Genomic DNA, 22,757 nt, shown 5'->3' on the forward strand with positions numbered 1-22,757 from the left:
GAGGAGGGTGAAAAATAATGACTAGAACAGTAAGTATGTCAACTGCAATTAATGAAGCGATGAAAATATCAATGCGTCGTGATGAAAATGTAATTTTAATCGGAGAAGATGTTGCAGGCGGTGCACAAGTTGATCACTTGCAAGACGATGAAGCATGGGGCGGTGTGCTCGGTGTTACGAAAGGCCTTGTACAAGAATTTGGTCGAAATCGTATTTTAGATACACCTATTTCAGAAGCGGGTTATATGGGAGCGGCAATGGCAGCTGCTGCAACAGGATTACGTCCGATTGCTGAATTAATGTTTAATGACTTTATAGGTAGTTGCCTTGATCAAGTATTAAACCAAGGCGCAAAGTTCCGCTACATGTTCGGTGGTAAAGCGAAAGTGCCAGTTACAGTACGTACGATGCATGGTGCTGGTTTTAGCGCAGCGGCACAGCATTCACAAAGTTTATATGCGTTATTTACGAGCATTCCAGGTATAAAAGTTGTCGTACCTTCTACTCCGTATGACGCAAAAGGCTTATTATTAGCGGCAATTGAAGATGATGATCCAGTAATCTTCTTTGAAGATAAAACACTTTACAATATGAAAGGCGAAGTACCAGAAGGGTACTATACAATTCCTTTAGGGAAAGCAGATATTAAACGTGAAGGTTCTGATGTAACAATCGTCGCAATTGGAAAACAAGTTCATACAGCACTTGCAGCTGCTGAGCAATTATCGAAAAAGGGACTTGAAGTAGAAGTCATTGATCCACGTTCTTTATCACCACTGGATGAAGATACGATTTTAGCATCTGTTGAAAAAACGAATCGCCTAATTGTTATTGACGAAGCAAATCCAAGATGTAGTATCGCAACGGATATTGCAGCAATTGTAGCGGATAAAGGATTCGATCTGTTAGATGCACCTATTAAACGAATTACAGCACCACATACACCAGTTCCGTTCTCTCCACCACTTGAAAAGTTATATTTACCAACGCCGGAAAAAGTAATTGAAACCGTATCAGAAATGATCGGAGACCAATCTTTATTACATGTGTAATGAAACGATGAGAAGGGAGAGAGAAACATGGCTGTTGAAGTTGTAATGCCAAAGTTAGGTATGGCGATGAAAGAAGGTATTATTACAAGCTGGAATATTAAAGCAGGTGATAATGTAGAAAAAGGTGAACTAATTGCTAGTATTAACTCGGAAAAAATCGAAACTGAAATAGAAGCACCAGCGGATGGAACTGTTCTTGATATAGCTGTAAGTGAAGATGAGGGAGTGCCGCCGGGTACTGTAATTTGCTATATCGGTAAGCCGAACGAAAAAGTAGAAGTCTATGAAAATACAAATGTTGTAGAAGAAAAAACACCTAATGCAGAACCTAAAAATATACAACATACAGAACCATATGCGAAAGAAGTAGCGAAGCAAAGAATCAAAATATCTCCAGTTGCGAAAAAGATTGCAAAAACTGAAAATCTTGATATTAGATCATTAATTGGTACAGGACCTGGAGGAAGAATTACAAAGGTAGATGTTTTAAAGACACTTGAGGAAAGAGTTGCAATTTCAGAAGTACTTGAACAAGAAGAAAGTAAAGTCATTCCTGTTACTGGTATGCGAAAAGCAATTGCGAACCGTATGCATGCTAGCTTACAAAATAGTGCGCAATTAACATTAACGATGAAAGTAGATGTGACAGATTTAGTAGCTTTACATAAAGAAATAGCGGAAGTTGTACAAAAACGCTATGATAACAAACTAAGCATTACGGATTTTGTTTCTCGTGCTGTTGTATTAGCACTTGGGGAGCATAAAGAAATGAACAGCGCATATATAGATGACGCAATTCATCAATTTGCACATGTTCATTTAGGCATGGCAGTCGCGTTAGAAAAAGGACTAGTCGTTCCGGCTATTCGCTTTGCTAATAATCTATCTTTAGTCGAGTTATCTAAAGAGATTAAGAATGTGGCACATAAGGCACGAGCAGGCAGTTTAAGTAGTGATGATATGCAGGGGACAACCTTTACAATTAGTAATTTAGGTAGCTTTGGGATTGAATATTTCACACCAGTATTAAATACACCTGAAGCAGGTATTTTAGGTGTAGGTGCAATTGAACATGTTCCTGTATATAAAGGGAAAAAATTAAGAAAAGGAAGTATGTTACCTTTAAGTTTAACATTCGATCATCGTGTACTAGACGGTGCACCAGCAGCTGCATTTTTACGTACAATTAAACGTTATTTAGAAGAACCTGTAACAATTCTTTTATAAAGAGAAGGTGAGAAAATGAGTAAATTAGTCGTTATTGGAGGCGGACCTGCTGGTTATGTAGCAGCAATTACTACGGCTCAAAATGGGAAAGATGTCACTCTTATTGATGAAGCTGATCTTGGCGGGACTTGTTTAAATGTTGGTTGCATGCCTACAAAATCATTGTTAGAAAGTGCGGAAGTGCATGACGTTGTGAGAAAAGCGAATAATTACGGAGTTACGCTTAACAAAGGAAGTATATCAATTGATTGGAAGCAAATACAGGCGAGGAAATCACAGATCGTAACGCAGCTTGTCCAAGGAATTCAATATTTAATGAAGAAAAATAAAATAAAAGTTATACAAGGTAAAGCGAAATTTGAAACGGATCACCGTGTACGAGTTACACACGGTGATAAAGTAGATGTAGTAGATGGAGACCTGTTCATTATAGCAACAGGTTCAGAACCGACTGAATTACCATTTGCTCCATTTGATGGGAAGTGGATTTTAAATAGTAGCCATGCAATGTCCCTAGAAAATATACCGAAATCATTATTAATCGTTGGCGGTGGTGTAATAGGTTGCGAGTTTGCAAGTATTTATAGTCGTCTTGGAACAAAAGTTATGATTGTTGAAATGGCACCGCAATTATTACCTGGTGAAGATGAAGATATCGCACATATTTTAAGAGATAAACTAGAAAATGATGGCGTAGAAATATTTACAGGAGCTGCTTTAAAAGGATTAAATAATTATAAGAAGCAAGCTTCATTTGAATATGAAGGAAGTATCCAAGAAGCCAATCCGGAATATGTTCTCGTTTCTGTCGGCCGAAAACCACGTGTACAAAAATTAGATTTAGAAAAAGCAGGTGTTCAATTTTCAAATAAAGGAATTTCTGTGAATGAACATATGCAAACAAATGTATCACATATTTACGCAGCAGGTGATGTGATTGGTGGAATACAACTTGCTCACGTTGCTTTCCATGAAGGAACGACAGCAGCGTTACATGCGAGTGGAGAAGATGTGAAAGTTAACTATCATGCAGTACCTCGATGTATATACACATCCCCAGAAATCGCAAGTGTTGGTTTAAATGAAAAAGATGCAAGAGAACAATACGGTGATATTCTTATCGGAGAATTTCCTTTTACAGCGAACGGAAAAGCGCTTATTCTTGGAGAACAAACGGGTAAAGTAAAAGTTATCGTGGAACCTAAATATCAAGAAATTGTTGGGATTTCTATTATCGGTCCTCGTGCAACTGAACTAATCGGACAAGGAACTGTAATGATTCATACAGAAGTTACCGCTGATATTATGAGAGATTATATTGCAGCGCATCCAACTTTATCTGAAGCGATTCATGAAGCATTATTACAAGCTGTAGGGCATGCCGTACATGCTTAAATAGAAAATTAATAAACCACTATTCTCTAAATGAATAAACCACTATTCTCTAAATGAATAAACCACTATTCTCTAAATGAATAAGAGAATAGTGGTTTGAATTTTTACAGGAAAAATTGAATATCTTATTATTTTTTTACGTCAATTGCTGAAGTAATATCGTTCCAATCAGCAGCTAAATTGGCAGTCTTACCGTACCAATCAGCATGTTTGAATACAACACCTTTTCCATAGCCTTGTGTTGAAGTATGCTCCCAAAGTGTCGTTGAATAACTTGCTGAAGGCGATGCTGTACTTACAGAAGAAATTCTGTCATTCCAGCTAGAAGGTAAGTTTTTAAAACCGCTGCTCCAGTAAATATATTGGCCACCTTTATCTTTATGTTCATAAAAATCAGTACTACCAGCACCGCTACCTAAAGGATTAATTTTATTTTTAAGTACTTTTTTATCCTTTTCAATATAAGAATCTAATGTTTCGCGGCTAGTAAAACCATAAGCTAGCCAATCTCCATTTTCATTTTGCTCTGGTAATACCATTGTAATTTGGATGTCTTTCTTATCTTGATCACTTAATTTTGTAAGTGAATTAACATTCTGTTCATCCACTTTTAAATAATCAAAAGACTTAATTGTGTTACTTTTTTCTTCAGCACTTGCTACTCCTAGTCCTCCAGTTAATGCAAATCCCGCTACTAATGTACCTGCTACTAATTTCTTCAACATATAACCATCCCTTTTTGTTTAGATTTTGTACAGGTGAAACTTTGTACTAGTAAAATGTATTCTAATTATCAACTATTGTAAATATTCTGAAGTTTTAGAAATAAAAGGCGGAATATTTATAGTTTTGCATTTTTTCTTTAGAAAAAATAGTTATTGTAATGATATAATAAATAGATGTATTGCTTTTGTTGGATGTTAAAATGTTTTAGGAGGGAAGCGATTGAAGTATTTCAATAAAGATTGGTATAAAGAAATGCAAGTATCTGGATTTTTAATTTTCCCAGAAACAGTAGAAGAATGGGAAGAGTTATTACGAGAGAGCGAAAAGATTGGAATGGATTATAAACAAAGTTTAAGAGAAGACGTGGAAGAAAAGAAAGAAGATCTATTAAAGTTTCTACCTAAGTCATTACATCCATACATTCATGAAAATACAATTAATTTAGAATACCCATCGGAAAAATTAAAGAAACTTATGCTTGAGTGGAAAGTAGATTATGAGAAAAGAATGAGTGATTTAGAATAAGCGTATTTAGATAATTATAATACTATAAAAGAAAAGCTTGCGCAGAATGTCGTTCAACTACATGCATACTCACTACATGACAGTGTAGTCAAATCAGTAGAAAGAAGGTCAGAAGATAAGCTAATAATAACTTTAGATTGCAGTGGTACTTTCAGTGAATTTGATAAACTGGAAGTAACTTTTACAGGCGTAACGAAATGTTCTATTCCGGAACATTTTGAAGGTGCTTGGTGGTTATGTCATGAAATAGATTTTATTAATGAGGGTTTCGAATTGGGTGTTTTATTTGATTGCCCATTTGAAGAAGTGACGATTTGTGCAAAAGACGTATTGCTTGAGATAGGTAACTAGTAAACTTTATAACTTTACAAATAAAAAACAGTCCTATATGACTGTTTTTTATTTAGATGCTAAATTATCAAGTTTCCAATATATATCTGTTAAAGGGCAGCTTTGCTATCTATATATAAATACATATTATTTAATTATTTTGGTGAAGTTTTCAAGTTAAAAAGGATAGAAAGAGGGAGAATACTGTATAAAACGGAATAAATAAGAATTGAAAATATTGTAAAATGGAAGAGGTGTGCATATAATTAAAATAAAGATTAAATTTCTGAATCTTCAATAATGGTGGTGGGAACATGTTTACTGAAGAGCGTAGAGAAAAAATTTTAGAGTTACTGAAGAAAGATGGAAGGGTAATTGCTAAAGATCTTGCGGAAAGTTTCGATATGTCTATTGATTCTATAAGAAGAGATTTATCTATTATGGAGAAGGATGGCTTGTTAAAAAGAACACATGGAGGTGCAATCGAACTTACTAGAGTAAGGAATTTAACTGCTGAACCATCGAAACGTTATCGTGATAGTTCACTAGGTGAAGAAGCGATTGCGAAAGTTGCTGCATCCTACATACAAGAAGGAGATTCTGTTTTTATTGGCGGGGCCTCTATTCATTATACTATGTTAAAATATTTACCTGAAACATCGTTTACAGTGATTACGAATGCTTTAGAAATTGCTAGTATGTTACGGGAATATAAGAACATTGATACGTACTTAATTGGTGGAAAGGTGAAACCATCAGGAAATATGACAGATACACTTGCCTCTGAAATGATAAGTAGATTATCTATTGATCTTTATTTCTCTACAGGTGGTGGCATTTCATTGAACGGTATAAGTACTGCAACTCCGGAAGTTGCTTATTTTGGAAAAACAGTAAGTAAAATTGCTAGAAGAAATATTTGTTTAGCTCCTCATAGTAAACTCGGAACAAATTGCTTTATAAAAGGAGAGTCACTGAGAGAAATTGACCTTATTATAACAGATGAAGAGACTAGTAAAGAAACGATTCAACAATTTGAGAAACAAGGCAAAGAAATTTTGATAGCATCAATAGACTGCATTTAAAAGGAGTTTGTAATGTTTATAAAAGGACAAGAGTTTCATATAAATGGATTAACTTATACAATTCGTTCTGCATCTGAAACGGATGCTGAGCAGTTATCGGAAATTAGAGTTCAGATCGATGGCGAAACTGAAAATATGGATAGAGAAGCTGGAGAGGGATTTATAGATAAGATAGGTTTTCAAAATATAATAAAAACAGATAGTGAAGAGACGAAAAATCTCTTTTTAGTTGCAGAAGTGCACAATCGAATCGTTGGATTTTCAAGATGCGAAGGTTCAAATCTGAAGAGATTATCTCATAAAGTAGAATTTGGCGTTTGTATTTTAAAAGAGTTTTGGGGATATGGAATGGGTAAGAGTTTATTGCAACAATCTATTCATTGGGCTGATGAAAATGAGATTAAAAAGATATCATTACAAGTATTAGAGACAAACGAAAAAGCCATTCAGCTTTATAAAAAATTAGGATTTGAAATAGAAGGTATTTTGAAAAATGATAAAAGGCTTTCGGATAGGAAGTATTATAATACGGTTGTAATGGGAAGGTGTATTTGAGTCTGTTCATAAAAGAGGGGGAAATGTATGTTTTATATAAGAAAGTACTATATAGTAAAAAATGAATTTATTAAAATATTTAATGATCATTTCAATAACACGAACTTACCTAATCAGTTAAAGCACGGCTCTAGGCTAATAGGGCGCTGGATGAAAGATAATAAGAATGACACGACTGAAGTGTTTGCCATATGGGAATATGATAGTTATGAACAGTATAAAGAAATTGAATCAAAAATTAGAAGTGATAAGATGCATGTTAAAAGAATACATGATTGGTATGAAAAACATGGCGGAAGAGAATATGTTTTACAGAAGTACATAGTAGAGTTAAAAAATGAAGAGTTAATATGTACTGTAAAGTGATAGAGGAGTGATGGATAATGAGAATTAAACCAAAATTATATTTTAGTTTAGCATCTACCATTTTATTTGCAATAGCGGTGATAGTTTTCTTTATAAACGGCACTCCACAAAAGTGGTTTTGGTTATGTATTTTCTTTGCGTCCATTATACAAAATATAGTTTTACTAAAAAAGAATAAAGAAGCGAATTAGGATATTCAAATTATTAACATATTTGTGTCGTCTTTCTAGTTTTATTGAAAACGCTTTTATTCAGTTTTATAATAAAAGTATGTTTTTACAGATCTCCAAAACAATGAATAGGGAGATGATACAATGTTAGCTTCACCGTTTTACTTACATACATGGAAAAAGTTTGTTGATGAAGGAGTCCTTGATTCGAACCGTATAAACGAAAGAATTTCAGAGTCATGGCATCGATGTAAACAAGCAAATGTGAATCCTCATATGAATAAAGGTCAGAAAATTTTGTCTTCTAATATTTTTCAGGATCAAAAGAAAAAGAGTGAAATCTTCCTTGATATAGCAATACCTCAATTACAAAATATGAGGAAAACCATTGATGAACTGCAAATGATGGCATTATTAATTGATCCAGACGGTTACGTTCTATCGCTAAGTGGAAATCAACAAACGTTAAAACGAGCGAAACATATTAACTTCATTGAAGGTGTGAAATGGACGGAAGCAGCTGTTGGTACAAATGCGATAGGAACCGCGTTACAGATTGAAGAGGCTATTATGATAAGTGGTACAGAGCATTATTCTGTCGCATCTCATAGCTGGAGCTGTGCGGCCGCTCCCATTCATAATGATGACGGGAAATTAATTGGAGTTCTAGATTTCTCTTGTCCAATTGAATTTTCACATCCGTATATGCTCGGGATGGTAACCTCGATTGCACATGCGATTGAACGTGAATGTAGTATTCGAGTGCATCAAAATGAATTACATTTAATCCATCGTTTTTTAGATGTAATTGACAGTGATGAACAAGTTGTCATTTGTAATCATCGTGATGTTATCGTTTCTGCAAGCAAGAAGGTTCGAGAACGAGTTTCTAATTGGTCACGAATGAAACTTGAAGATTTAATGCAACATGGATTGAAGCCTAAATTAGAAGTACCAGTATATAGTAATGATAGAATGATTGGGAAATGTATTTATGTAAAGGAAAATAAACAAGGAAATGTATTTTCAACTTCCCCATTTATAAACGGAATTACTTTCCCAGGAGTTATTGGGACAAGCAATGCATTTCAACATACTTTAGAAGAAATTAAGCTTGTATCTCCAACTGACGCTAGTGTATATGTTTGTGGTGAAACAGGTGTAGGGAAAGAATATGTAGCGAGAGCGATTCATGAAAATAGTCCAAGAAAAAATGGCCCTTTTATAGCTGTTAATTGTGGTTCATTGCCGAAAGAATTAATGGAAAGTGAATTATTCGGTTATGCTGAAGGTGCGTTTACAGGTGCGCGGCGCCAAGGATATAAAGGGAAATTCGAACAAGCAGACGGTGGAACAATATTTTTAGATGAAATTGGTGAAGTGCCGCCAGAGATGCAAGTAGCATTATTGCGTGTTTTACAAGAACGAACAGTAACCCAGATTGGCAGTTCAAAAGAAGTACCAGTAAATATTCGTATTATTACAGCGACACATAAAGATTTACTGCGATTAGTAGAAGAAGGGAAATTCCGTCAAGATTTATATTATCGGTTACATGTTTATCCGCTATATGTTCCATCGTTAATAGAAAGAAAAGAGGATATTCCGTACTTCATACAAGATTTTTGTGAACGAAAGAATTGGAATGTTGTATTTCCAAAAAGCATTTGTAATCAATTTTCTCAGCATACATGGCCCGGAAATATTCGAGAATTATTAAATGTAGTAGAACGCATTTACATTTTGTCGCAAGGTCGCGAAATATGCGAAAAACAAATCTCTTTTTTATTACAAACTATGATGGAAAATCAACATCAACTTGCATTGCAAACAGAAAATAAAACGGAGCATACATTAAATTTCCGGGAAAAAATACAGCGTGATAGCATGATTGAAGCGCTAGAAAAGACAAACGGAAATGTTTCATTAGCTGCCAAACTTTTAGATGTACCTCGAAGTACATTTTATAAACGAATGCAAAAATATAAGCTATAAAGTAGATTTTTGTAATCTACTTTTTCTTTGTGGGCTCATGTTCTGTCGGAATGTGCGCTTACCGGGGAAATAATAGAATAGTTAGAAATTAATTTCCGGCAGGTGGACTTTTGTGAAGTATATTGAAATTGGCATCGGAAATAGGTGGTTTGTTCGAACGGAAACTGAAAATAAAGATGGAACTGAATTTGAGGAACGAGGAATTATAAAACCTATTTATTTTGAGTCTTTATATGTACGAATTTGGTTTCGGAAAACGTGTTTTATTTTTGATACGAAAGAAGGGGTTAAGAAAGTAAGAAAAAGTAGAGATGAGTATAAGTTTATTGTTGGAATTGTAAGTAGGTTAAAACAATAGAATTAAATAGGGGGCTGTTACTTTTACTTACATCGCTATTTTGTATTATTGTATCGTTAATGAAATATTTAAAATGAGCTTTTACTTAACATGTTGAGTAACAGCTTATTTTTTGAAGTTTTCTCATTAAAAATAGTAGTTGCTGTTTGGTACATTTCTTTATCAATGCAAAATCTTTTTGTTATCCAATAAGCAATCTCAGATGTGGTAAGACTATGTTCGCTTTTCTTACCTTGGAAATATCGTTTTAAGACATTATCATTAAATGATAGAAATTCGTTTACTAGTTTTTCTGATGACATATTTTTTTCCTCTCTATATAGAAGTTAGCATTAAAAATATTATACAATTAATATCAGAAAATACAGTTATTCATTAATAGAGTGGGAGAGATTTATATGTCGATGTCGCTATATTATAAAAAAATCCGTGAGCAATTAGGCCATGAACTAATTCTAATACCGAGTGTAGCTGCTGTTATTAAAAATGAGCAAGAGAAAATCTTATTTCAATATCCTGGTGGAGAATACTGGAGTTTGCCAGCTGGAGCAATTGAACTTGGGGAAACTCCAGAAGAAGCAGTAGTTCGGGAAGTTTGGGAAGAAACAGGATTGAAAGTGCAAGTGAAAAAACAAAAAGGGGTATTTGGAGGAGAAGAGTACCGTCATACATATCCAAATGGCGATCAAGTGGAATATATTGTTGTTGTGTTTGAGTGTGAAGTTACTAGTGGCGAGCTAAAATCGATAGATGGTGAATCTTTAAAACTACAATATTTCTCTTTATCCGAAAAGCCACCTTTAGCGTTACCGTACCCAGATAAAATATTTTTATAGATGTAAAATAGCACACCTTACTTCTTGAAGGTGTGCTATTTATATAATCCTGTCGTATACATCTCAGTTAACGTATGTACAATCTCTTCTAAGTCGATCTCTTTATCATTTTTCACAATCGCCCAAAGAAACATTTCATTCATCGCGAACCAAGCACGTGCTACAATTTCTTTATTTAATTCAGGCTGTGCTAATCCACTTTCTTGAGAGTACGTAATATCTTGCGTAATATTTTTTATAAAGCGTTCCCGTATCTCGTCCCATTTTTGACGTATCTCTTTTGATAATCCGATTGCTTCTTGTACAACTTGCAATATAGCTCGTTCTTTCTCTGCTAATTGTAGAAATGCTCTAACTTGATTTTGAATCATGCTACGTGCTTCTTCTTTTGTTTGAGGCGAAAAGGAGCGCTCAGCAATATCATAAAATTGATTCATAACATTTTCCATTAAAACTATGAGGAGATCATCTTTGTTTTTAAAGTATACATATGCCGTTCCATAACCAGTTTCTGCATGTTTAATAATTTGTGTAATTGTCGTTTTTTGAAATCCGTTACGTATAAAAATAGTGTACCCAGCGTGTAATAGTTTCTTCTTTGTTTCTAAGGAGCGGTGTTTTCTTGCTGAAAGAGTATTGTTTTTCAAAGAATCACCTCTTTATACTGAAATATCTGAAAATATAACTGTATTGTAAAAGGAATTTATATATAAAGTCAACTGACATAATATCATTGACGTTATATCAACTAAGGTGATATATTTCAATTAGTTAGAATAAAAAGAAAATTAAAAGAAGGTGACACCATGTATAAAGAACCATTTCAACCAACTTATGAATATGCGCTTGAATGTGATAAACATGATGAACTGAAAGATTTTCAAACTGAATTCTATAAAAAAGAAGGAACAATATATTTAGATGGAAACTCATTAGGACTACTTTCAAAAAGAGCAGAGAAATCGTTACTTACGTTGCTACATTCATGGAAAGAGTATGGAATTGACGGCTGGACTGAAGGTGAGCATCCGTGGTTTTTCCTTTCAGAGAAATTAGGTGAATTGACAGCGCCTCTTATTGGAGCTTTACCGGAAGAAACAATTGTAACCGGTTCCACTACTACGAATATACACCAAGTTATTGCGACGTTTTATGAGCCGAAAGGAATACGCACAAAAATCCTTGCTGATGAATTAACATTCCCGTCAGATATATATGCACTTCAAAGTCAAATTCGTTTAAAAGGATTAGATCCAGATGAGCATTTAGTACGAGTGAAAAGCCGAGATGGTAGAACACTTTCTGAAGATGATATTATTCACGCAATGACAGATGATATCGCGTTAATTTTATTACCTTCTGTACTATATAGAAGTGGCCAAATCCTTGATATGAAACGTTTAACAGCGGAAGCACATAAGCGTGGTATTCATATTGGATTCGATTTATGTCATTCAATCGGTTCTATTCCGCATTATTTCAAAGAATGGGATGTTGATTTCGCAATTTGGTGTAATTATAAATACTTAAATGCAGGACCTGGTGGTGTTGCGGGCCTTTATGTAAATAAAAAGCATTTTAATAGACTTCCTGGATTATCAGGGTGGTTTAGTTCTAGAAAAGATAAGCAGTTTGATATGGAACATACATTAACAGCTGCTGATCATGCAGGTGCTTATCAAATTGGTACACCGCACGTATTAAGTACTGCACCTTTAATCGGTTCTCTTGAAATTTTTAAAGATGCTGGAATAGAACGTTTACGTGAAAAATCGCTACATATTACAAGATACATGCTTAATTTAATTAATCATGAATTAAAAGACTTTGGATTTACAATTGGAAATCCATTAGAGGATGAAAAACGAGGCGGGCATATTTATTTAGAGCATGCAGAAGCAGCACGCATATGTAAAGCGCTAAAAGCAAATGGAGTGATCCCTGATTTCCGTGCACCTAATGGCGTTAGACTTGCGCCAGTTGCTTTATATAATACATACGAAGAAGTATGGCATTCTGTTCGAATTTTAAAGAAAATCATGAAAGATGAAGAATATAAGCAGTTTGAAAATAAGCGAGAGGTTGTGGCATAAACATGAAATCATCAGAGTGGATTGATATTTCACAACCGCTAAATAATGATATTGCCACTTGGCCAGGAGATACACCGTTCTCGTATGAAGTTTCATGGTCAAAAGAAGAAAGTGGTTCAGTAAATGTCGGAAAGTTAACGATGAGTATTCATACAGGTACTCATATTGACGCACCGTTTCATTTTGATAATGATGGAAAGAAAGTAATAGATTTAGATGTTCAAGTTTATGTCGGTCCAGCACGGATCATTGATGTTTCTAATCTTGAAAGCATTGGGAAAAAGGAATTAGAAAACTTTCATTTAGAAGGCGTAGAACGCTTGTTGTTACGCACATCTTCACATGGTAAAGCGAATGAATTCCCAGTTGTAATCCCGCATTTACGTGCTGATATAGCACCATTTCTTTCTGAAAAGGGAATTCGTTTAATTGGGGTAGATGTACCATCAGTAGATCCATTAGACGATAAAGAATTAGCAGCGCATCACCAATTGTTTAAACATGGTATACACATTTTAGAAAATGTCGTACTAGATCATGTAGCAGACGGCGATTATGAATTAATCGCATTACCACTTGCCTTAACAGATGCAGATGGAAGTCCAGTTCGAGCAGTTATTAGACCAATATAAGTAGAATTATATAAAAAGGGGCAAAGGGGCGTTTGGCTAATATGAAAGAAAATGAAAAGGTAATTATGGAAAAAGGAATTCATACGGACTTTAAAGAGAATATGACATACGGGGAGTATTTACAATTAGATAGTTTACTATCTTCTCAAAAGAGATTATCAGATCATCATGATGAAATGTTGTTTATCGTGATTCACCAAGCAAGTGAACTTTGGATGAAGCTTATTTTACATGAGTTAAACGCAGCAATCGAATCTATTAAAAATGATAAATTACAACCAGCTTTTAAAATGTTAGCACGTGTATCAAAAATTCAGTCGCAAATTATTCAATCTTGGGATATTCTTGCGACATTAACGCCATCAGAGTACATTGAGTTTCGTGATTCACTCGGTCAAGCTTCTGGTTTTCAATCGTATCAATATCGTATGATTGAGTATGCGCTTGGCTATAAAACGCCTCACGCATTAAAAATTTATGAAAAAGATCCAGAATTACACGCTCGCCTTCATACAGCGCTACATACACCAAGTTTGTATGATGTCGCAATTCAAGCTCTTGTAAAAGAAGGATTCCCTATTCATAAAGATGTGTTAAACCGTGATATTACGCAGCCTTATGAAGAAGATGCAACGGTAGAAGCGGCATGGATAGAAGTGTATGCAGATGTGAAGAAATATTGGGATTTATATCAGCTTGCTGAAAAATTAATTGATATCGAAGATTGGCTACAACAATGGCGTTTCCGTCATATGAAAACGGTAGAACGCATTATCGGACATAAAATGGGAACAGGTGGATCTTCTGGTGTATCTTATTTGAAAAGGGTACTTGATCAATGTTTCTTCCCAGAGCTTTGGAATGTTCGTACAAAATTATAAAAAACAAACCTGTCAGTTTATTACTGGCAGGTTTGTTTTTTATTTGAACACATTTATGTTTTAATTAAAGCTACAAGATATAATAAATAAGGTAATGATTTAATTGGAGGTAAAGTGTTGGATTTCAAGCAACTAGAAAATAAATTTGAAAAGAAAAAAGTAAATACATTTCTCGTTTATCAAAAAGGTGAGCTAACAAATGAATATTATAAAACGATAGAATGTGCAAGTAATTTATATAAAATAAATTCGATTACAAAAAGTATTGTGTCCATATTAGTAGGTATTGCAATCGATAAAGGATATATAAATGATATACATACACCGATTACAGAATGGATTGAAAATGTATCTAATGAAAAGCAGGGTTTGACTCTTTATCATTTATTAACGATGACTACAGGTGAGGATTGGAAAGAGTTCGGAAATGGAGTAGTGTTCCCAAATGATTTTGTAGAATCGGAAAACTGGGTGCAGTACATATTAGAAAAACCAATAATTGAAGAATCCGCTACAAAAATGAATTATAACTCAGGGTCTTCACATTTGCTTAGTTATATTATTCAAGAAGCTACTGGAATACCGACAGAACAGTTTGCGAAAAAATATTTATTTGATCCTTTACAAATTACTGAATATGAGTGGCAGCAAGATCCTCAAGGCATACATGTCGGCGGCTTCGGTATGAAAATGAAATCTAAAGATTTATTAAAGCTCGGAATATTATGTTTGCAGAATGGATATTGGCAGGGGAATGAAATTGTATCCTCGAAATGGTTAGAAGAATCAAGTACACCTCTATTTGAAACGTATGAACATGTCGGGGCATATGGATATCACTGGTGGGTATTGAATAACGAAAGATTTCACATACCGTATTGTATGTACTTTGCTATGGGGTACGGCGGACAATACATCGTTATCATACCTCAATTAGAGCTTGTTGCTGTAATAAGTAGTCATATGCCAAAACGTGGACTCGTTCCATTGAAATTATTTATTGAACATGTACAAGAGAATGATAAGTTGATATAAGAAGAGGAGAGAATGTATGAGAAGTGTAAAAACATTATCTTTATTTAGACTATGTTTAAGTCTTCTAGCATGTAGCGCCATTATTACGCAATTTATAATAAGGGCACAAGTGAAACCGTTCAATCCAGTTAACTTTTTTAGTTTCTTTACGATCGAAAGTAACATCTTAGTTGCATGTATTCTCCTTTTAAGTAGCATCGGAACAGCTACATTTGGTCGGTCAGAGCAGTTTAGTATACTTCGTGGTGCCGCAACTGTATATATACTTACGACAGGACTCATTTATTTTTTGCTATTAAGAGGATTAGAAGAATCACTTCAAACCGCAATACCATGGGTAAATACGGTGCTACATTATATCATGCCAATTGCCATGCTTTTAGATTGGATTATAAATCCACCTAATAAGAAAATCACTTGGAAACAAGCTGCAAGTTGGCTCTTATTCCCGTTCTTTTACGTTGTGTACAGCTTAATACGTGGCACGATTGTAAATTGGTATCCTTATCCGTTTTTAGATCCGAGAATAGGCGGATATGGTAGAGTACTTTTATACAGTATAGGGATAGCGATTGCAATTGGTGCTATTTGTATATTGGTAAGGTTTTTAGGGAATCGAGATTTTAGGAAAGAATTTTAGAAATGAAAGAAACCCCACTGTTAACATTTTAATAGTGGGGTTTCTTTCATTTTATCTACTTGTCTTATGAAACGACATTTTTATAAATTTATCCGTCTTCGTTTCAAACTCAACATCAACAAAAACACCATATTCTTTTCCATCTTCACGTAGCCACAATTTAAATTTTTCAACCGTTATTTGAACGGTTTTCGGTTTTCTACCTATATGAAGGTAATCAATAATCTCCGCTTTTGGGTATTGTTCTTTCGTCTTTTCTACAGCAAGTTTCCCCCATTTGGCATACGGAGGCTGCGCATGAACAATTGATGGGACAGTATATATATTTGAACATGTAGTTATGAACAAAATGACGAGTGCGATACGCTTTAACAATTTTTTCATGATGAACTCCTTTTATCTTTTTTTATATTGTTTACATATTTTTTCAACGATATGAGTTTGGATTTTTTTGTCTTCTTTACATAAAAGCGAGGCTTTTACAAAACATAACCAAGAAATCATTTACATAATTAAGGAGGGAAAATCATGCGTCAAAAAGCTATTTTTAAAATAGCAGTTTTACTTGCGTTCATAGGACTATCTTTGATGGTCAGTAGTATACAACTAAAAAATGTTGAAGCTTTTTCTAATCAAGTCATTCAAAGAGGAGCATCTGGCGAAGATGTCATTGAACTGCAATCTCGTTTGAAATATAACGGATTTTATACGGGAAAAGTGGATGGTGTTTTCGGATGGGGTACATACTGGGCACTTCGAAATTTTCAAGAGAAATTTGGACTACCTGTTGATGGTTTAGCTGGAGCTAAAACGAAGCAAATGCTAGTAAAAGCAACGAAGTATGACAAGTCAACAGCTAATAAAGGAACGACAACGAATAAAGGAAATAGTGGTGGTACTGCACAAGAAAATAAACCATCTCAAAGTAAAGGGACAAATGTTCCAAATGGTTATTCTCAAAATGACATTCAGCTTATGGCAAACGCGGTATATGGAGAATCTCGTGGTGAACCGTACTTAGGGCAAGTTGCAGTAGCTGCGGTTATTTTAAATCGAGTTACAAGTGCATCATTCCCAAATACCGTTTCGGGTGTAATCTTTGAGCCAAGAGCATTTACAGCGGTAGCAGACGGACAAATATATTTAACGCCAAATGAAACAGCGAAAAAAGCTGTATTAGATGCAGTTAATGGATGGGATCCAACAGGAAATGCATTGTACTATTTCAATCCAGATACCGCAACAAGTAAATGGATTTGGACTCGTCCACAAATTAAAAAGATCGGGAAACATATTTTCTGTAAATAGAGCGGAGGTGGAATTGTGTTACGAGGTATTGTAATCGTATTATTAACAATCGGTGTAGTTGGAACTGGATACTGGGGCTATAAAGAGCACCAAGAGAAGAATGCAGTATTAATTCGAGCAGAAAATAGCTATCAACGTGCGTTTCATGATTTAGCGTATGAGGTTGATTTATTGCACGACAAAATTGGAACAACGCTTGCGATGAATTCACGTGCATCTTTATCACCTGCATTAGCAGACGTATGGAGAATAACATCTGTAGCTCGTTCGGATGTAGGACAACTGCCTTTAACATTAATGCCTTTTAATAAAACGGAAGAATTTTTAGCAAATATCGGTGATTTTAGTTACCGTGCAGCCATTCGTGATTTAGAAAAAGAGCCGTTAAATGATCAAGAATACAAAACGTTGGAAACTTTATATTCAAATGCAGGCAATATACAAGATGAACTAAGAAAAGTACAACATCTTGTTTTGAAAAATAATTTACGCTGGATGGATGTTGAGATGGCACTCGCATCAAATCGTGATCCTGCAGACAATACAATTATTGATGGATTAAAAACAGTAGAGAAAAACGTAACATCGTATTCGTCTACAAACTTCGGACCGACCTTTACTAGTGCGCAAAAAAATAAAAAAGGCGGATTTGAAGCAGAAGGAAAAGCAATTTCTAAAGATGAAGCAGCGAAAATTGCAAAATCGTTTTTGAACTTAAAAGGAAATGAAAAAGTAGATGTTGAGAAAAGCGGAAAAGGTGCGAAAGAATCTTTTTATAGTGTGAAAATTAAAGACGAAGCAACAAATAATGAGTTTTATATGGATATTACCGGAAAAGGCGGATATCCAATTTGGGTTATGAATAACCGAGAAATTAAAGAACAGAAAATTAGTTTAAACGATGCAGGAAGTAAAGGTTTTACATTTTTAAAGGACCACAAGTTTAATAATATGGAGCTTTTTGATAGCTCACAATATGATAACGTTGGTGTATTTACGTATGTAGTAAATGAGAATGGCGTACGAATTTATCCAGAAGCAATTCAAATGAAAATTGCTTTAGATGATGGTTCTATCGTTGGTTTTTCCGCAAAAGAATATTTAGCATCACACCAAAAACGAACAGTTCCCTCAGCAAAGCTAACTGCGGCAGAAGCAAGAAAGAAAATCAATCCAGATGTTAAAGTTATGGAAGAACGTAAAGCTGTCGTAGTAAATGATTTGCATAATGAAGTACTTTGCTATGAATTTGTAGGTACTTTAGGGAAAGATACGTACCAAATTTTCATTAATGCAAATAGCGGAGCAGAGGAAAAAGTGAAGAAAATGCAAGCTGTTGAAAAAATTTATGATTAAACTTTAATAGTAAAGTGGTGAGAATAATGAAAATCTTAATATATATGTTGATGATTTGCTTTTTTATAACAGGATGCAGTATTGGAAAAAAGGACAATCCAAACGAAAAACCAGAGCAAAAAAATGTTTCGACGAAAAATGTTAATTATACAAACAAACCAAATAAGCCAAATGAAAAAGCAGCGGATCATTTAGCATCTTTAGCCGCAAGTGTGCCAGGTGTGAATGATGCAACAGCGGTAGTTGTGGGGAAATATGCTATTGTAGGTATTGATGTAAAAGCGAAACTCGATCGAACTCGCGTGGAGTCCATTAAATACTCTGTAGCAGAAAGTTTAAAAAACGATCCGGATGGTGCTAATGCAGTCGTTGTAGCGGATGTTGATACGTATGAACGACTGAAACAAATTGGAAAGCAAATTAAAAAAGGAAAAACAGGTGAAGGTATACTTGATGAGTTAGCAGCAATTGTTGGCCGAGTAATGCCACAAGTTCCAAATGACATGATTGAAAATCGAGAAACGAATCCAATTAAAGATAATGATAAACAATTACCAAAAGATGAAGAACAAGAACTAAGAAAAGAACAGAATGACCAATCAAATAATCATTTGAATAAATAAAACTAACCCCGTACTAAAATGTACGGGGATTTTTCAATATAATATTTAATATTCAGTTTATTTTTAAGGGAATATATGGTTTAATTATGATGGGAGGGACAACTGTTATGATGAAAAAAAGCGCATTAATAGTATGTAGCTTATGCTTAGGTTTCAGTATGACAGCGTGTGAACAGAAGAAGGAAATGAAAAAACAAACAGCGACTTCTTCTACTGTGATGGAAAGGCAGCAGAAAGATTCTATCAATATAAATCATTTCTCGAACATAAATGAAGGAATGACTTATACAGAAGTGAAAGATGTAATTGGTTTTGATGGTAATTTACTTATAGAAGAAGGTGTAGAAGATTCTACACAAATTAAACAAATTTTTTCTTGGAAGGGAAGCAATCCAACTTCATTAGTTGAAATTACCTTTTTAGATGGAAAAGTGCATTCAAAAGCGCAGCAAGGTTTAAGTTAATAAGTTGAAAAATGGGAGAGTTTAACATGAACATACATACAGGGGAAATTCAATTAGTTCCGTATAAGGAGAAATATAAAGAAGTTATACAAACATTTACTTTACCAAGTGAACAAGTTCAATTCACATCAGATCCAGGTGAATTATTGGAGAAAGCAAAAAGTGATCGAACAAAAAATGTGATTGTTATTTTAGATTACAATGGGGTACCTGTTGGTCTTTTCGCCTTGCAAACGGGAGATAGAGTACAGGAGTTCACAAATAATGAAAACGCTCTACTTTTAACTTCGTTTTCTATAAATCAAAATAGACAAAGAAAAGGATATGCTAAAAAGTCATTGGCACTATTACAAGAGTTTGTAAAACGTTATTTTCCGATGAAAAATGAAGTTGTACTTGCTGTGAATGAAAAAAATATTCCTGCACAAAATTTATATGAACAAGTCGGCTTCCAAGATAAAGGCTTTAGAAGAATGGGACCAATTGGTCAACAAATTATAATGCATTTATCTATCATGAAATAACGAGAAGAAAAACTTACTCTTGCATAACAAAGTAGTAAGTTTTTTTATTTTGAAAGACAAGAGAATAAATATTAAAAGGCTATATTTAAGAGTAAAGAAATTATAGCTAGTTACATAAAAAAATAAAGATACTTGAAAAGCATTAATTTTAGTTAGTTGTACAATCATTAAATAATACTTTTGGGGGTCATAGCTTTATGGAAATAATTCAATTACTAAAGAAGGATGACTTATTTAATAAGGCAGTAGATGTTTTTTGGAAAGAATGGGGTGAGGAAGGTGGGCGTGCTTTTTATGAAGATTGTATGACTAATGCTTTAACTGATCCAAATGACATACCGAGTTTTTACATTGCAAAAGTAGATGATAAGATTATCGGAACGTATGCATTAATCCGCAATGATTTAAATAGTCGTCAGGATTTGAGCCCGTGGCTAGCATGTTTGTTTGTAGATGAAAAATTTAGGGGCAACTCTATAGGAGCAAAACTGTTGAATCATGGACTGCTAGAAGCAGCAAAAAAAGGGTACAAATTTCTTTATCTTACTTCCGATCTTAAAGGCTATTATGAAAAATATGAATGGGAAAAAATCGGAGTTGCTTATGGGCCTAGTGGAGGATACATACCTTTGTTTAAAAAGTCAACTGCACTATAATGAAATTAAACAACTATAAGAATCTTACTTCAATAAAATGTAGCAAGGCTCTTATAGTTTATATTATTACATCAATTGTGAAACACTTTGAATAAGGAGAAATGATATGACAATTTATATCGCATTACTAAGAGGAATCAATGTAGGCGGGCATAAGGTAATCAAAATGGCGGATTTAAAACAAATGTTTGAATCAATAGAGTTAAAACAAGTAAAAACATATATTCAAAGCGGTAATATCGTGTTCGAATCTGAAAATGATGTTGATTTTTTAAATAAACGAATACAATCGGAAATTAAAAACGTTTTTGGTTTTGATGTTCCAGTCATGTTAAGAACACATGAGGAATTTATAAATATGATAAAAAGATGCCCCTATGAAGCCGATTCATTGCTAGAAGGTGAAAGTATACATGTTACTTTCTTAGCAAACGAACTTTCTGAAAAAGAAAAAGATCAGCTGCTTATGCAAAAAAATGAGACTGAAGATTGCTATATTTATGAAAAAGTTGTGTATTTATTTTTCAAAAATAGCATTCGAAATTCTAAATTAATGAACCAGTTTCAGAAGTTACATACACCAGCTACAGTAAGAAATTGGCGGACTGTGAATAAATTAAAAGCGATAGTTGAGGGAATGTAAATATAAAAAGATGAGATTCACTTAGAGCAGATAAATGTTTAAGAGACTATGGTTATAGTATAAAATAAACGAATTAAGGGGTAGGTAAGATGGGGAAATTTGTGAAAGACCAAAAGGTAGTTGCATTTACATTTGAAGGGTTGGCACCATGTACGGTTGTAAGAGTTGGTTGGATTTTTATCATGGTACAAGTAGAAGAAACGAAACATTTATATTCTGTAACAAAAAGTAAATTAACACCTATAGAGGAAGAGGAACACTACCTTTTAGAAGAGAGTATTGATGAAGAAGGGGTATTCGATATAGGTAGATTATTTGCTAAAATAGAAGCAGAAGATATGGACCTTGCAAAGAAATCATTTGAAGAAAATGAAGACTTCAAGAAATACGAAGATTTTCACAATCCATCCGAAGGGAAACTGTATGGTGGAGAGTACTATACTACAATAAAAACAGGTAAAGAGTTACTAGAACAATACTTTAATCGAGAAGAGCTAGAGCGTAATGGTACTAATTAAATTAGATGTGAAAACGGTTAAAGGCCAAATCTTATTTATGTTAGGTATATAGACTAAAAAATTTATATTTGATTATTGGGAGGATAAAATAATGGATTTGGTAAACAAATTTTTAAACGGCTTGAGAGCAGCATTATCAACAGATGATCTCGAAGCACTAAATAAATCGTGCGGTGCTACAAAAGAGGATATTGATATATTAAGGTTGAAATATCCGAATTGTCCAGAATCATTAATCTCTTTACTTGAAAATATCGATGGTACATATTGGCGGAAATATGGAGAAAACAAAGTTGCGGTATGTATTTTAGGCTCAGATGTTGAAGAGTATCCATATTATTTGCTTTCTACACAGCAGATGCTCGAAAGTTCAAAAGAAGAAGAAGACGTATCCTATCTTTTAGAATACCAAGATGACGAGGATGCTGTTGATTCTAAGATAAATCCACAAGGACTTCTCCCTGGCACTTATATTCATTTTTCAGACTGTATGAACAATGGTGGAACATCAAGACTCTATATTGATTTTAACCCTTCTGATGAAGGTGTATGTGGTCAAATAATCCGTTTTTTGCACGACCCTGATGAATATGAAGTGATTGCAAACAGCTTTGATAAGTATTTACAGAATCTTATTGATGGTGATTTTAATTTTCTAGAAGAAGAATCTCAATAATTTGTCTACAAACTCATTTAAAAGGTTAGAAATTAAACAACTTTAAAGAGCCTTACTACAATATGATTGGTAGCGAGGCTCTTATATT

27 protein-coding genes and 2 pseudogenes are annotated in these 22,757 nt (G+C 34.1%); 25 read left to right on the forward strand and 4 right to left on the reverse strand.

Annotation, left to right across the window (positions count from 1 at the left end; genetic code table 11):
• Window positions 1-17: 17 nt before the first annotated feature.
• From acoB to lpdA, 3 genes are read left to right on the forward strand one after another with little or no spacing between them, the layout of a single operon-like run.
• Window positions 18-1,052 carry an acetoin:2,6-dichlorophenolindophenol oxidoreductase subunit beta gene (acoB, locus tag QEP67_RS14030; protein ID WP_000198893.1) on the forward strand — a complete coding sequence of 345 codons (1,035 nt, stop codon included), beginning with the start codon at window positions 18-20 and terminating at the stop codon, window positions 1,050-1,052.
• Between the two features lie 27 nt (window positions 1,053-1,079).
• Window positions 1,080-2,279, forward strand: a complete 1,200-nt coding sequence (locus QEP67_RS14035; RefSeq protein ID WP_000257798.1) for a dihydrolipoamide acetyltransferase family protein — start codon at window positions 1,080-1,082, stop codon at window positions 2,277-2,279.
• A gap of 15 nt (window positions 2,280-2,294) precedes the next feature.
• Window positions 2,295-3,674: a dihydrolipoyl dehydrogenase gene (gene lpdA, locus QEP67_RS14040; protein ID WP_000041228.1), complete on the forward strand. Its 1,380-nt coding sequence runs from the start codon at window positions 2,295-2,297 to the stop codon at window positions 3,672-3,674.
• A gap of 128 nt (window positions 3,675-3,802) precedes the next feature.
• On the opposite strand, the gene QEP67_RS14045 is transcribed toward lpdA, so the two are convergent.
• On the reverse strand, window positions 3,803-4,399 hold the full coding sequence (locus QEP67_RS14045; protein ID WP_000914458.1) for a hypothetical protein: 597 nt from the start codon (window positions 4,397-4,399) through the stop codon (window positions 3,803-3,805).
• Between the two features lie 220 nt (window positions 4,400-4,619).
• Here QEP67_RS14045 and QEP67_RS14050 point away from each other — a divergent pair.
• From QEP67_RS14050 to QEP67_RS14080, 7 genes and pseudogenes are all read left to right on the forward strand, one after another.
• Window positions 4,620-5,276 (forward strand): annotated as a pseudogene (locus QEP67_RS14050) (DUF4085 family protein).
• 293 nt (window positions 5,277-5,569) lie between these two features.
• Window positions 5,570-6,340 carry a DeoR/GlpR family DNA-binding transcription regulator gene (locus QEP67_RS14055; RefSeq protein ID WP_000493611.1) on the forward strand — a complete coding sequence of 257 codons (771 nt, stop codon included), beginning with the start codon at window positions 5,570-5,572 and terminating at the stop codon, window positions 6,338-6,340.
• 12 nt (window positions 6,341-6,352) lie between these two features.
• Entirely contained in the window at window positions 6,353-6,895 is a 543-nt protein-coding gene (locus tag QEP67_RS14060; RefSeq protein ID WP_000470021.1) for a GNAT family N-acetyltransferase, read from the forward strand.
• A 27-nt stretch (window positions 6,896-6,922) separates the two neighbouring features.
• Window positions 6,923-7,261, forward strand: coding sequence for an NIPSNAP family protein (locus tag QEP67_RS14065; protein WP_000499410.1), 339 nt, complete (start codon window positions 6,923-6,925; stop codon window positions 7,259-7,261).
• Between the two features lie 17 nt (window positions 7,262-7,278).
• Window positions 7,279-7,452, forward strand: coding sequence for a hypothetical protein (locus QEP67_RS14070; protein WP_001220675.1), 174 nt, complete (start codon window positions 7,279-7,281; stop codon window positions 7,450-7,452).
• A 123-nt stretch (window positions 7,453-7,575) separates the two neighbouring features.
• Window positions 7,576-9,426, forward strand: coding sequence for a sigma-54-dependent Fis family transcriptional regulator (locus tag QEP67_RS14075; protein WP_000881403.1), 1,851 nt, complete (start codon window positions 7,576-7,578; stop codon window positions 9,424-9,426).
• Window positions 9,427-9,538: 112 nt separating this feature from the next.
• The gene (locus QEP67_RS14080; RefSeq protein WP_000873845.1) at window positions 9,539-9,784 is read left to right on the forward strand and encodes a DUF3977 family protein; all 246 of its coding nucleotides are present in this window, start codon (window positions 9,539-9,541) and stop codon (window positions 9,782-9,784) included.
• A 68-nt stretch (window positions 9,785-9,852) separates the two neighbouring features.
• On the opposite strand, the pseudogene QEP67_RS14085 reads toward QEP67_RS14080, so the two are convergent.
• Window positions 9,853-10,053 (reverse strand): annotated as a pseudogene (locus tag QEP67_RS14085) (hypothetical protein); the annotation flags it as partial.
• A gap of 129 nt (window positions 10,054-10,182) precedes the next feature.
• On the opposite strand from QEP67_RS14085, the gene QEP67_RS14090 reads away from it, so the two are divergent.
• Entirely contained in the window at window positions 10,183-10,620 is a 438-nt protein-coding gene (locus tag QEP67_RS14090) for an NUDIX domain-containing protein (RefSeq protein ID WP_000062933.1), read from the forward strand.
• Between the two features lie 35 nt (window positions 10,621-10,655).
• On the opposite strand, the gene QEP67_RS14095 is transcribed toward QEP67_RS14090, so the two are convergent.
• Entirely contained in the window at window positions 10,656-11,267 is a 612-nt protein-coding gene (locus QEP67_RS14095; RefSeq protein WP_000795025.1) for a TetR/AcrR family transcriptional regulator, read from the reverse strand.
• A 159-nt stretch (window positions 11,268-11,426) separates the two neighbouring features.
• On the opposite strand from QEP67_RS14095, the gene kynU reads away from it, so the two are divergent.
• From kynU to QEP67_RS14120, 5 genes are all read left to right on the forward strand, one after another.
• Window positions 11,427-12,713, forward strand: coding sequence for a kynureninase (gene kynU, locus QEP67_RS14100; RefSeq protein WP_000276305.1), 1,287 nt, complete (start codon window positions 11,427-11,429; stop codon window positions 12,711-12,713).
• Between the two features lie 2 nt (window positions 12,714-12,715).
• On the forward strand, window positions 12,716-13,345 hold the full coding sequence (gene kynB, locus QEP67_RS14105; RefSeq protein WP_000842468.1) for an arylformamidase: 630 nt from the start codon (window positions 12,716-12,718) through the stop codon (window positions 13,343-13,345).
• Between the two features lie 41 nt (window positions 13,346-13,386).
• Complete coding sequence (kynA, locus tag QEP67_RS14110; protein ID WP_000661951.1) at window positions 13,387-14,226, forward strand: tryptophan 2,3-dioxygenase; 840 nt, start codon at window positions 13,387-13,389, stop codon at window positions 14,224-14,226.
• A 117-nt stretch (window positions 14,227-14,343) separates the two neighbouring features.
• Window positions 14,344-15,261, forward strand: a complete 918-nt coding sequence (locus QEP67_RS14115; protein WP_000346227.1) for a serine hydrolase — start codon at window positions 14,344-14,346, stop codon at window positions 15,259-15,261.
• 16 nt (window positions 15,262-15,277) lie between these two features.
• Entirely contained in the window at window positions 15,278-15,901 is a 624-nt protein-coding gene (locus tag QEP67_RS14120; protein ID WP_064460371.1) for a Pr6Pr family membrane protein, read from the forward strand.
• Window positions 15,902-15,952: 51 nt separating this feature from the next.
• Here the strand turns inward: QEP67_RS14120 and QEP67_RS14125 are convergent, their stop codons facing one another.
• Complete coding sequence (locus QEP67_RS14125; protein WP_000734891.1) at window positions 15,953-16,285, reverse strand: DUF3889 domain-containing protein; 333 nt, start codon at window positions 16,283-16,285, stop codon at window positions 15,953-15,955.
• A 144-nt stretch (window positions 16,286-16,429) separates the two neighbouring features.
• Here QEP67_RS14125 and sleB point away from each other — a divergent pair, with 144 nt between their 5' ends.
• The 9 genes from sleB (at window position 16,430) to QEP67_RS14170 (ending at window position 22,669) form a co-directional block, all read left to right on the forward strand.
• Complete coding sequence (sleB, locus tag QEP67_RS14130) at window positions 16,430-17,209, forward strand: spore cortex-lytic enzyme (protein ID WP_048566276.1); 780 nt, start codon at window positions 16,430-16,432, stop codon at window positions 17,207-17,209.
• A gap of 15 nt (window positions 17,210-17,224) precedes the next feature.
• Window positions 17,225-18,565 (forward strand): germination protein YpeB, encoded by a 1,341-nt coding sequence (ypeB, locus tag QEP67_RS14135; protein ID WP_064472494.1) that lies wholly within the window; start codon window positions 17,225-17,227, stop codon window positions 18,563-18,565.
• A gap of 26 nt (window positions 18,566-18,591) precedes the next feature.
• Window positions 18,592-19,188 (forward strand): YhcN/YlaJ family sporulation lipoprotein, encoded by a 597-nt coding sequence (locus QEP67_RS14140; protein ID WP_048566278.1) that lies wholly within the window; start codon window positions 18,592-18,594, stop codon window positions 19,186-19,188.
• Window positions 19,189-19,295: 107 nt separating this feature from the next.
• Window positions 19,296-19,652 (forward strand): hypothetical protein, encoded by a 357-nt coding sequence (locus QEP67_RS14145; protein ID WP_000976460.1) that lies wholly within the window; start codon window positions 19,296-19,298, stop codon window positions 19,650-19,652.
• Between the two features lie 26 nt (window positions 19,653-19,678).
• Window positions 19,679-20,176, forward strand: a complete 498-nt coding sequence (locus tag QEP67_RS14150; RefSeq protein WP_048566280.1) for a GNAT family N-acetyltransferase — start codon at window positions 19,679-19,681, stop codon at window positions 20,174-20,176.
• Window positions 20,177-20,373: 197 nt separating this feature from the next.
• The gene (locus QEP67_RS14155) at window positions 20,374-20,832 is read left to right on the forward strand and encodes a GNAT family N-acetyltransferase (RefSeq protein WP_000402854.1); all 459 of its coding nucleotides are present in this window, start codon (window positions 20,374-20,376) and stop codon (window positions 20,830-20,832) included.
• Window positions 20,833-20,938: 106 nt separating this feature from the next.
• Window positions 20,939-21,475, forward strand: a complete 537-nt coding sequence (locus QEP67_RS14160) for a DUF1697 domain-containing protein (RefSeq protein ID WP_048566281.1) — start codon at window positions 20,939-20,941, stop codon at window positions 21,473-21,475.
• 89 nt (window positions 21,476-21,564) lie between these two features.
• A complete protein-coding gene (locus QEP67_RS14165; protein ID WP_000514636.1) occupies window positions 21,565-21,993 on the forward strand; it encodes a hypothetical protein in 429 nt (142 codons plus the stop codon).
• Window positions 21,994-22,084: 91 nt separating this feature from the next.
• Entirely contained in the window at window positions 22,085-22,669 is a 585-nt protein-coding gene (locus tag QEP67_RS14170; RefSeq protein ID WP_048566282.1) for an SMI1/KNR4 family protein, read from the forward strand.
• Window positions 22,670-22,757: the final 88 nt, after the last annotated feature.

The sequence above is a fragment of the Bacillus cereus group sp. MS39 genome (assembly GCF_040448665.1).
Lineage (GTDB): Bacteria > Bacillota > Bacilli > Bacillales > Bacillaceae_G > Bacillus_A > Bacillus_A wiedmannii.

What these genes read in the sequence shown, in the direction of transcription:
- acoB (WP_000198893.1), top strand. Translation starts at nt 18, where the DNA reads ATGACTAGAACAGTAAGTATGTCAACTGCAATTAATGAAGCGATGAAA.
- QEP67_RS14035 (WP_000257798.1), top strand. Translation starts at nt 1,080, where the DNA reads ATGGCTGTTGAAGTTGTAATGCCAAAGTTAGGTATGGCGATGAAAGAA.
- lpdA (WP_000041228.1), top strand. Translation starts at nt 2,295, where the DNA reads ATGAGTAAATTAGTCGTTATTGGAGGCGGACCTGCTGGTTATGTAGCA.
- QEP67_RS14045 (WP_000914458.1), bottom strand. Translation starts at nt 4,399, where the DNA reads ATGTTGAAGAAATTAGTAGCAGGTACATTAGTAGCGGGATTTGCATTA.
- QEP67_RS14055 (WP_000493611.1), top strand. Translation starts at nt 5,570, where the DNA reads ATGTTTACTGAAGAGCGTAGAGAAAAAATTTTAGAGTTACTGAAGAAA.
- QEP67_RS14060 (WP_000470021.1), top strand. Translation starts at nt 6,353, where the DNA reads ATGTTTATAAAAGGACAAGAGTTTCATATAAATGGATTAACTTATACA.
- QEP67_RS14065 (WP_000499410.1), top strand. Translation starts at nt 6,923, where the DNA reads ATGTTTTATATAAGAAAGTACTATATAGTAAAAAATGAATTTATTAAA.
- QEP67_RS14070 (WP_001220675.1), top strand. Translation starts at nt 7,279, where the DNA reads ATGAGAATTAAACCAAAATTATATTTTAGTTTAGCATCTACCATTTTA.
- QEP67_RS14075 (WP_000881403.1), top strand. Translation starts at nt 7,576, where the DNA reads ATGTTAGCTTCACCGTTTTACTTACATACATGGAAAAAGTTTGTTGAT.
- QEP67_RS14090 (WP_000062933.1), top strand. Translation starts at nt 10,183, where the DNA reads ATGTCGATGTCGCTATATTATAAAAAAATCCGTGAGCAATTAGGCCAT.
- kynU (WP_000276305.1), top strand. Translation starts at nt 11,427, where the DNA reads ATGTATAAAGAACCATTTCAACCAACTTATGAATATGCGCTTGAATGT.
- kynB (WP_000842468.1), top strand. Translation starts at nt 12,716, where the DNA reads ATGAAATCATCAGAGTGGATTGATATTTCACAACCGCTAAATAATGAT.
- kynA (WP_000661951.1), top strand. Translation starts at nt 13,387, where the DNA reads ATGAAAGAAAATGAAAAGGTAATTATGGAAAAAGGAATTCATACGGAC.
- QEP67_RS14120 (WP_064460371.1), top strand. Translation starts at nt 15,278, where the DNA reads ATGAGAAGTGTAAAAACATTATCTTTATTTAGACTATGTTTAAGTCTT.
- QEP67_RS14125 (WP_000734891.1), bottom strand. Translation starts at nt 16,285, where the DNA reads ATGAAAAAATTGTTAAAGCGTATCGCACTCGTCATTTTGTTCATAACT.
- sleB (WP_048566276.1), top strand. Translation starts at nt 16,430, where the DNA reads ATGCGTCAAAAAGCTATTTTTAAAATAGCAGTTTTACTTGCGTTCATA.
- QEP67_RS14140 (WP_048566278.1), top strand. Translation starts at nt 18,592, where the DNA reads ATGAAAATCTTAATATATATGTTGATGATTTGCTTTTTTATAACAGGA.
- QEP67_RS14145 (WP_000976460.1), top strand. Translation starts at nt 19,296, where the DNA reads ATGATGAAAAAAAGCGCATTAATAGTATGTAGCTTATGCTTAGGTTTC.
- QEP67_RS14150 (WP_048566280.1), top strand. Translation starts at nt 19,679, where the DNA reads ATGAACATACATACAGGGGAAATTCAATTAGTTCCGTATAAGGAGAAA.
- QEP67_RS14155 (WP_000402854.1), top strand. Translation starts at nt 20,374, where the DNA reads ATGGAAATAATTCAATTACTAAAGAAGGATGACTTATTTAATAAGGCA.
- QEP67_RS14160 (WP_048566281.1), top strand. Translation starts at nt 20,939, where the DNA reads ATGACAATTTATATCGCATTACTAAGAGGAATCAATGTAGGCGGGCAT.
- QEP67_RS14165 (WP_000514636.1), top strand. Translation starts at nt 21,565, where the DNA reads ATGGGGAAATTTGTGAAAGACCAAAAGGTAGTTGCATTTACATTTGAA.
- QEP67_RS14170 (WP_048566282.1), top strand. Translation starts at nt 22,085, where the DNA reads ATGGATTTGGTAAACAAATTTTTAAACGGCTTGAGAGCAGCATTATCA.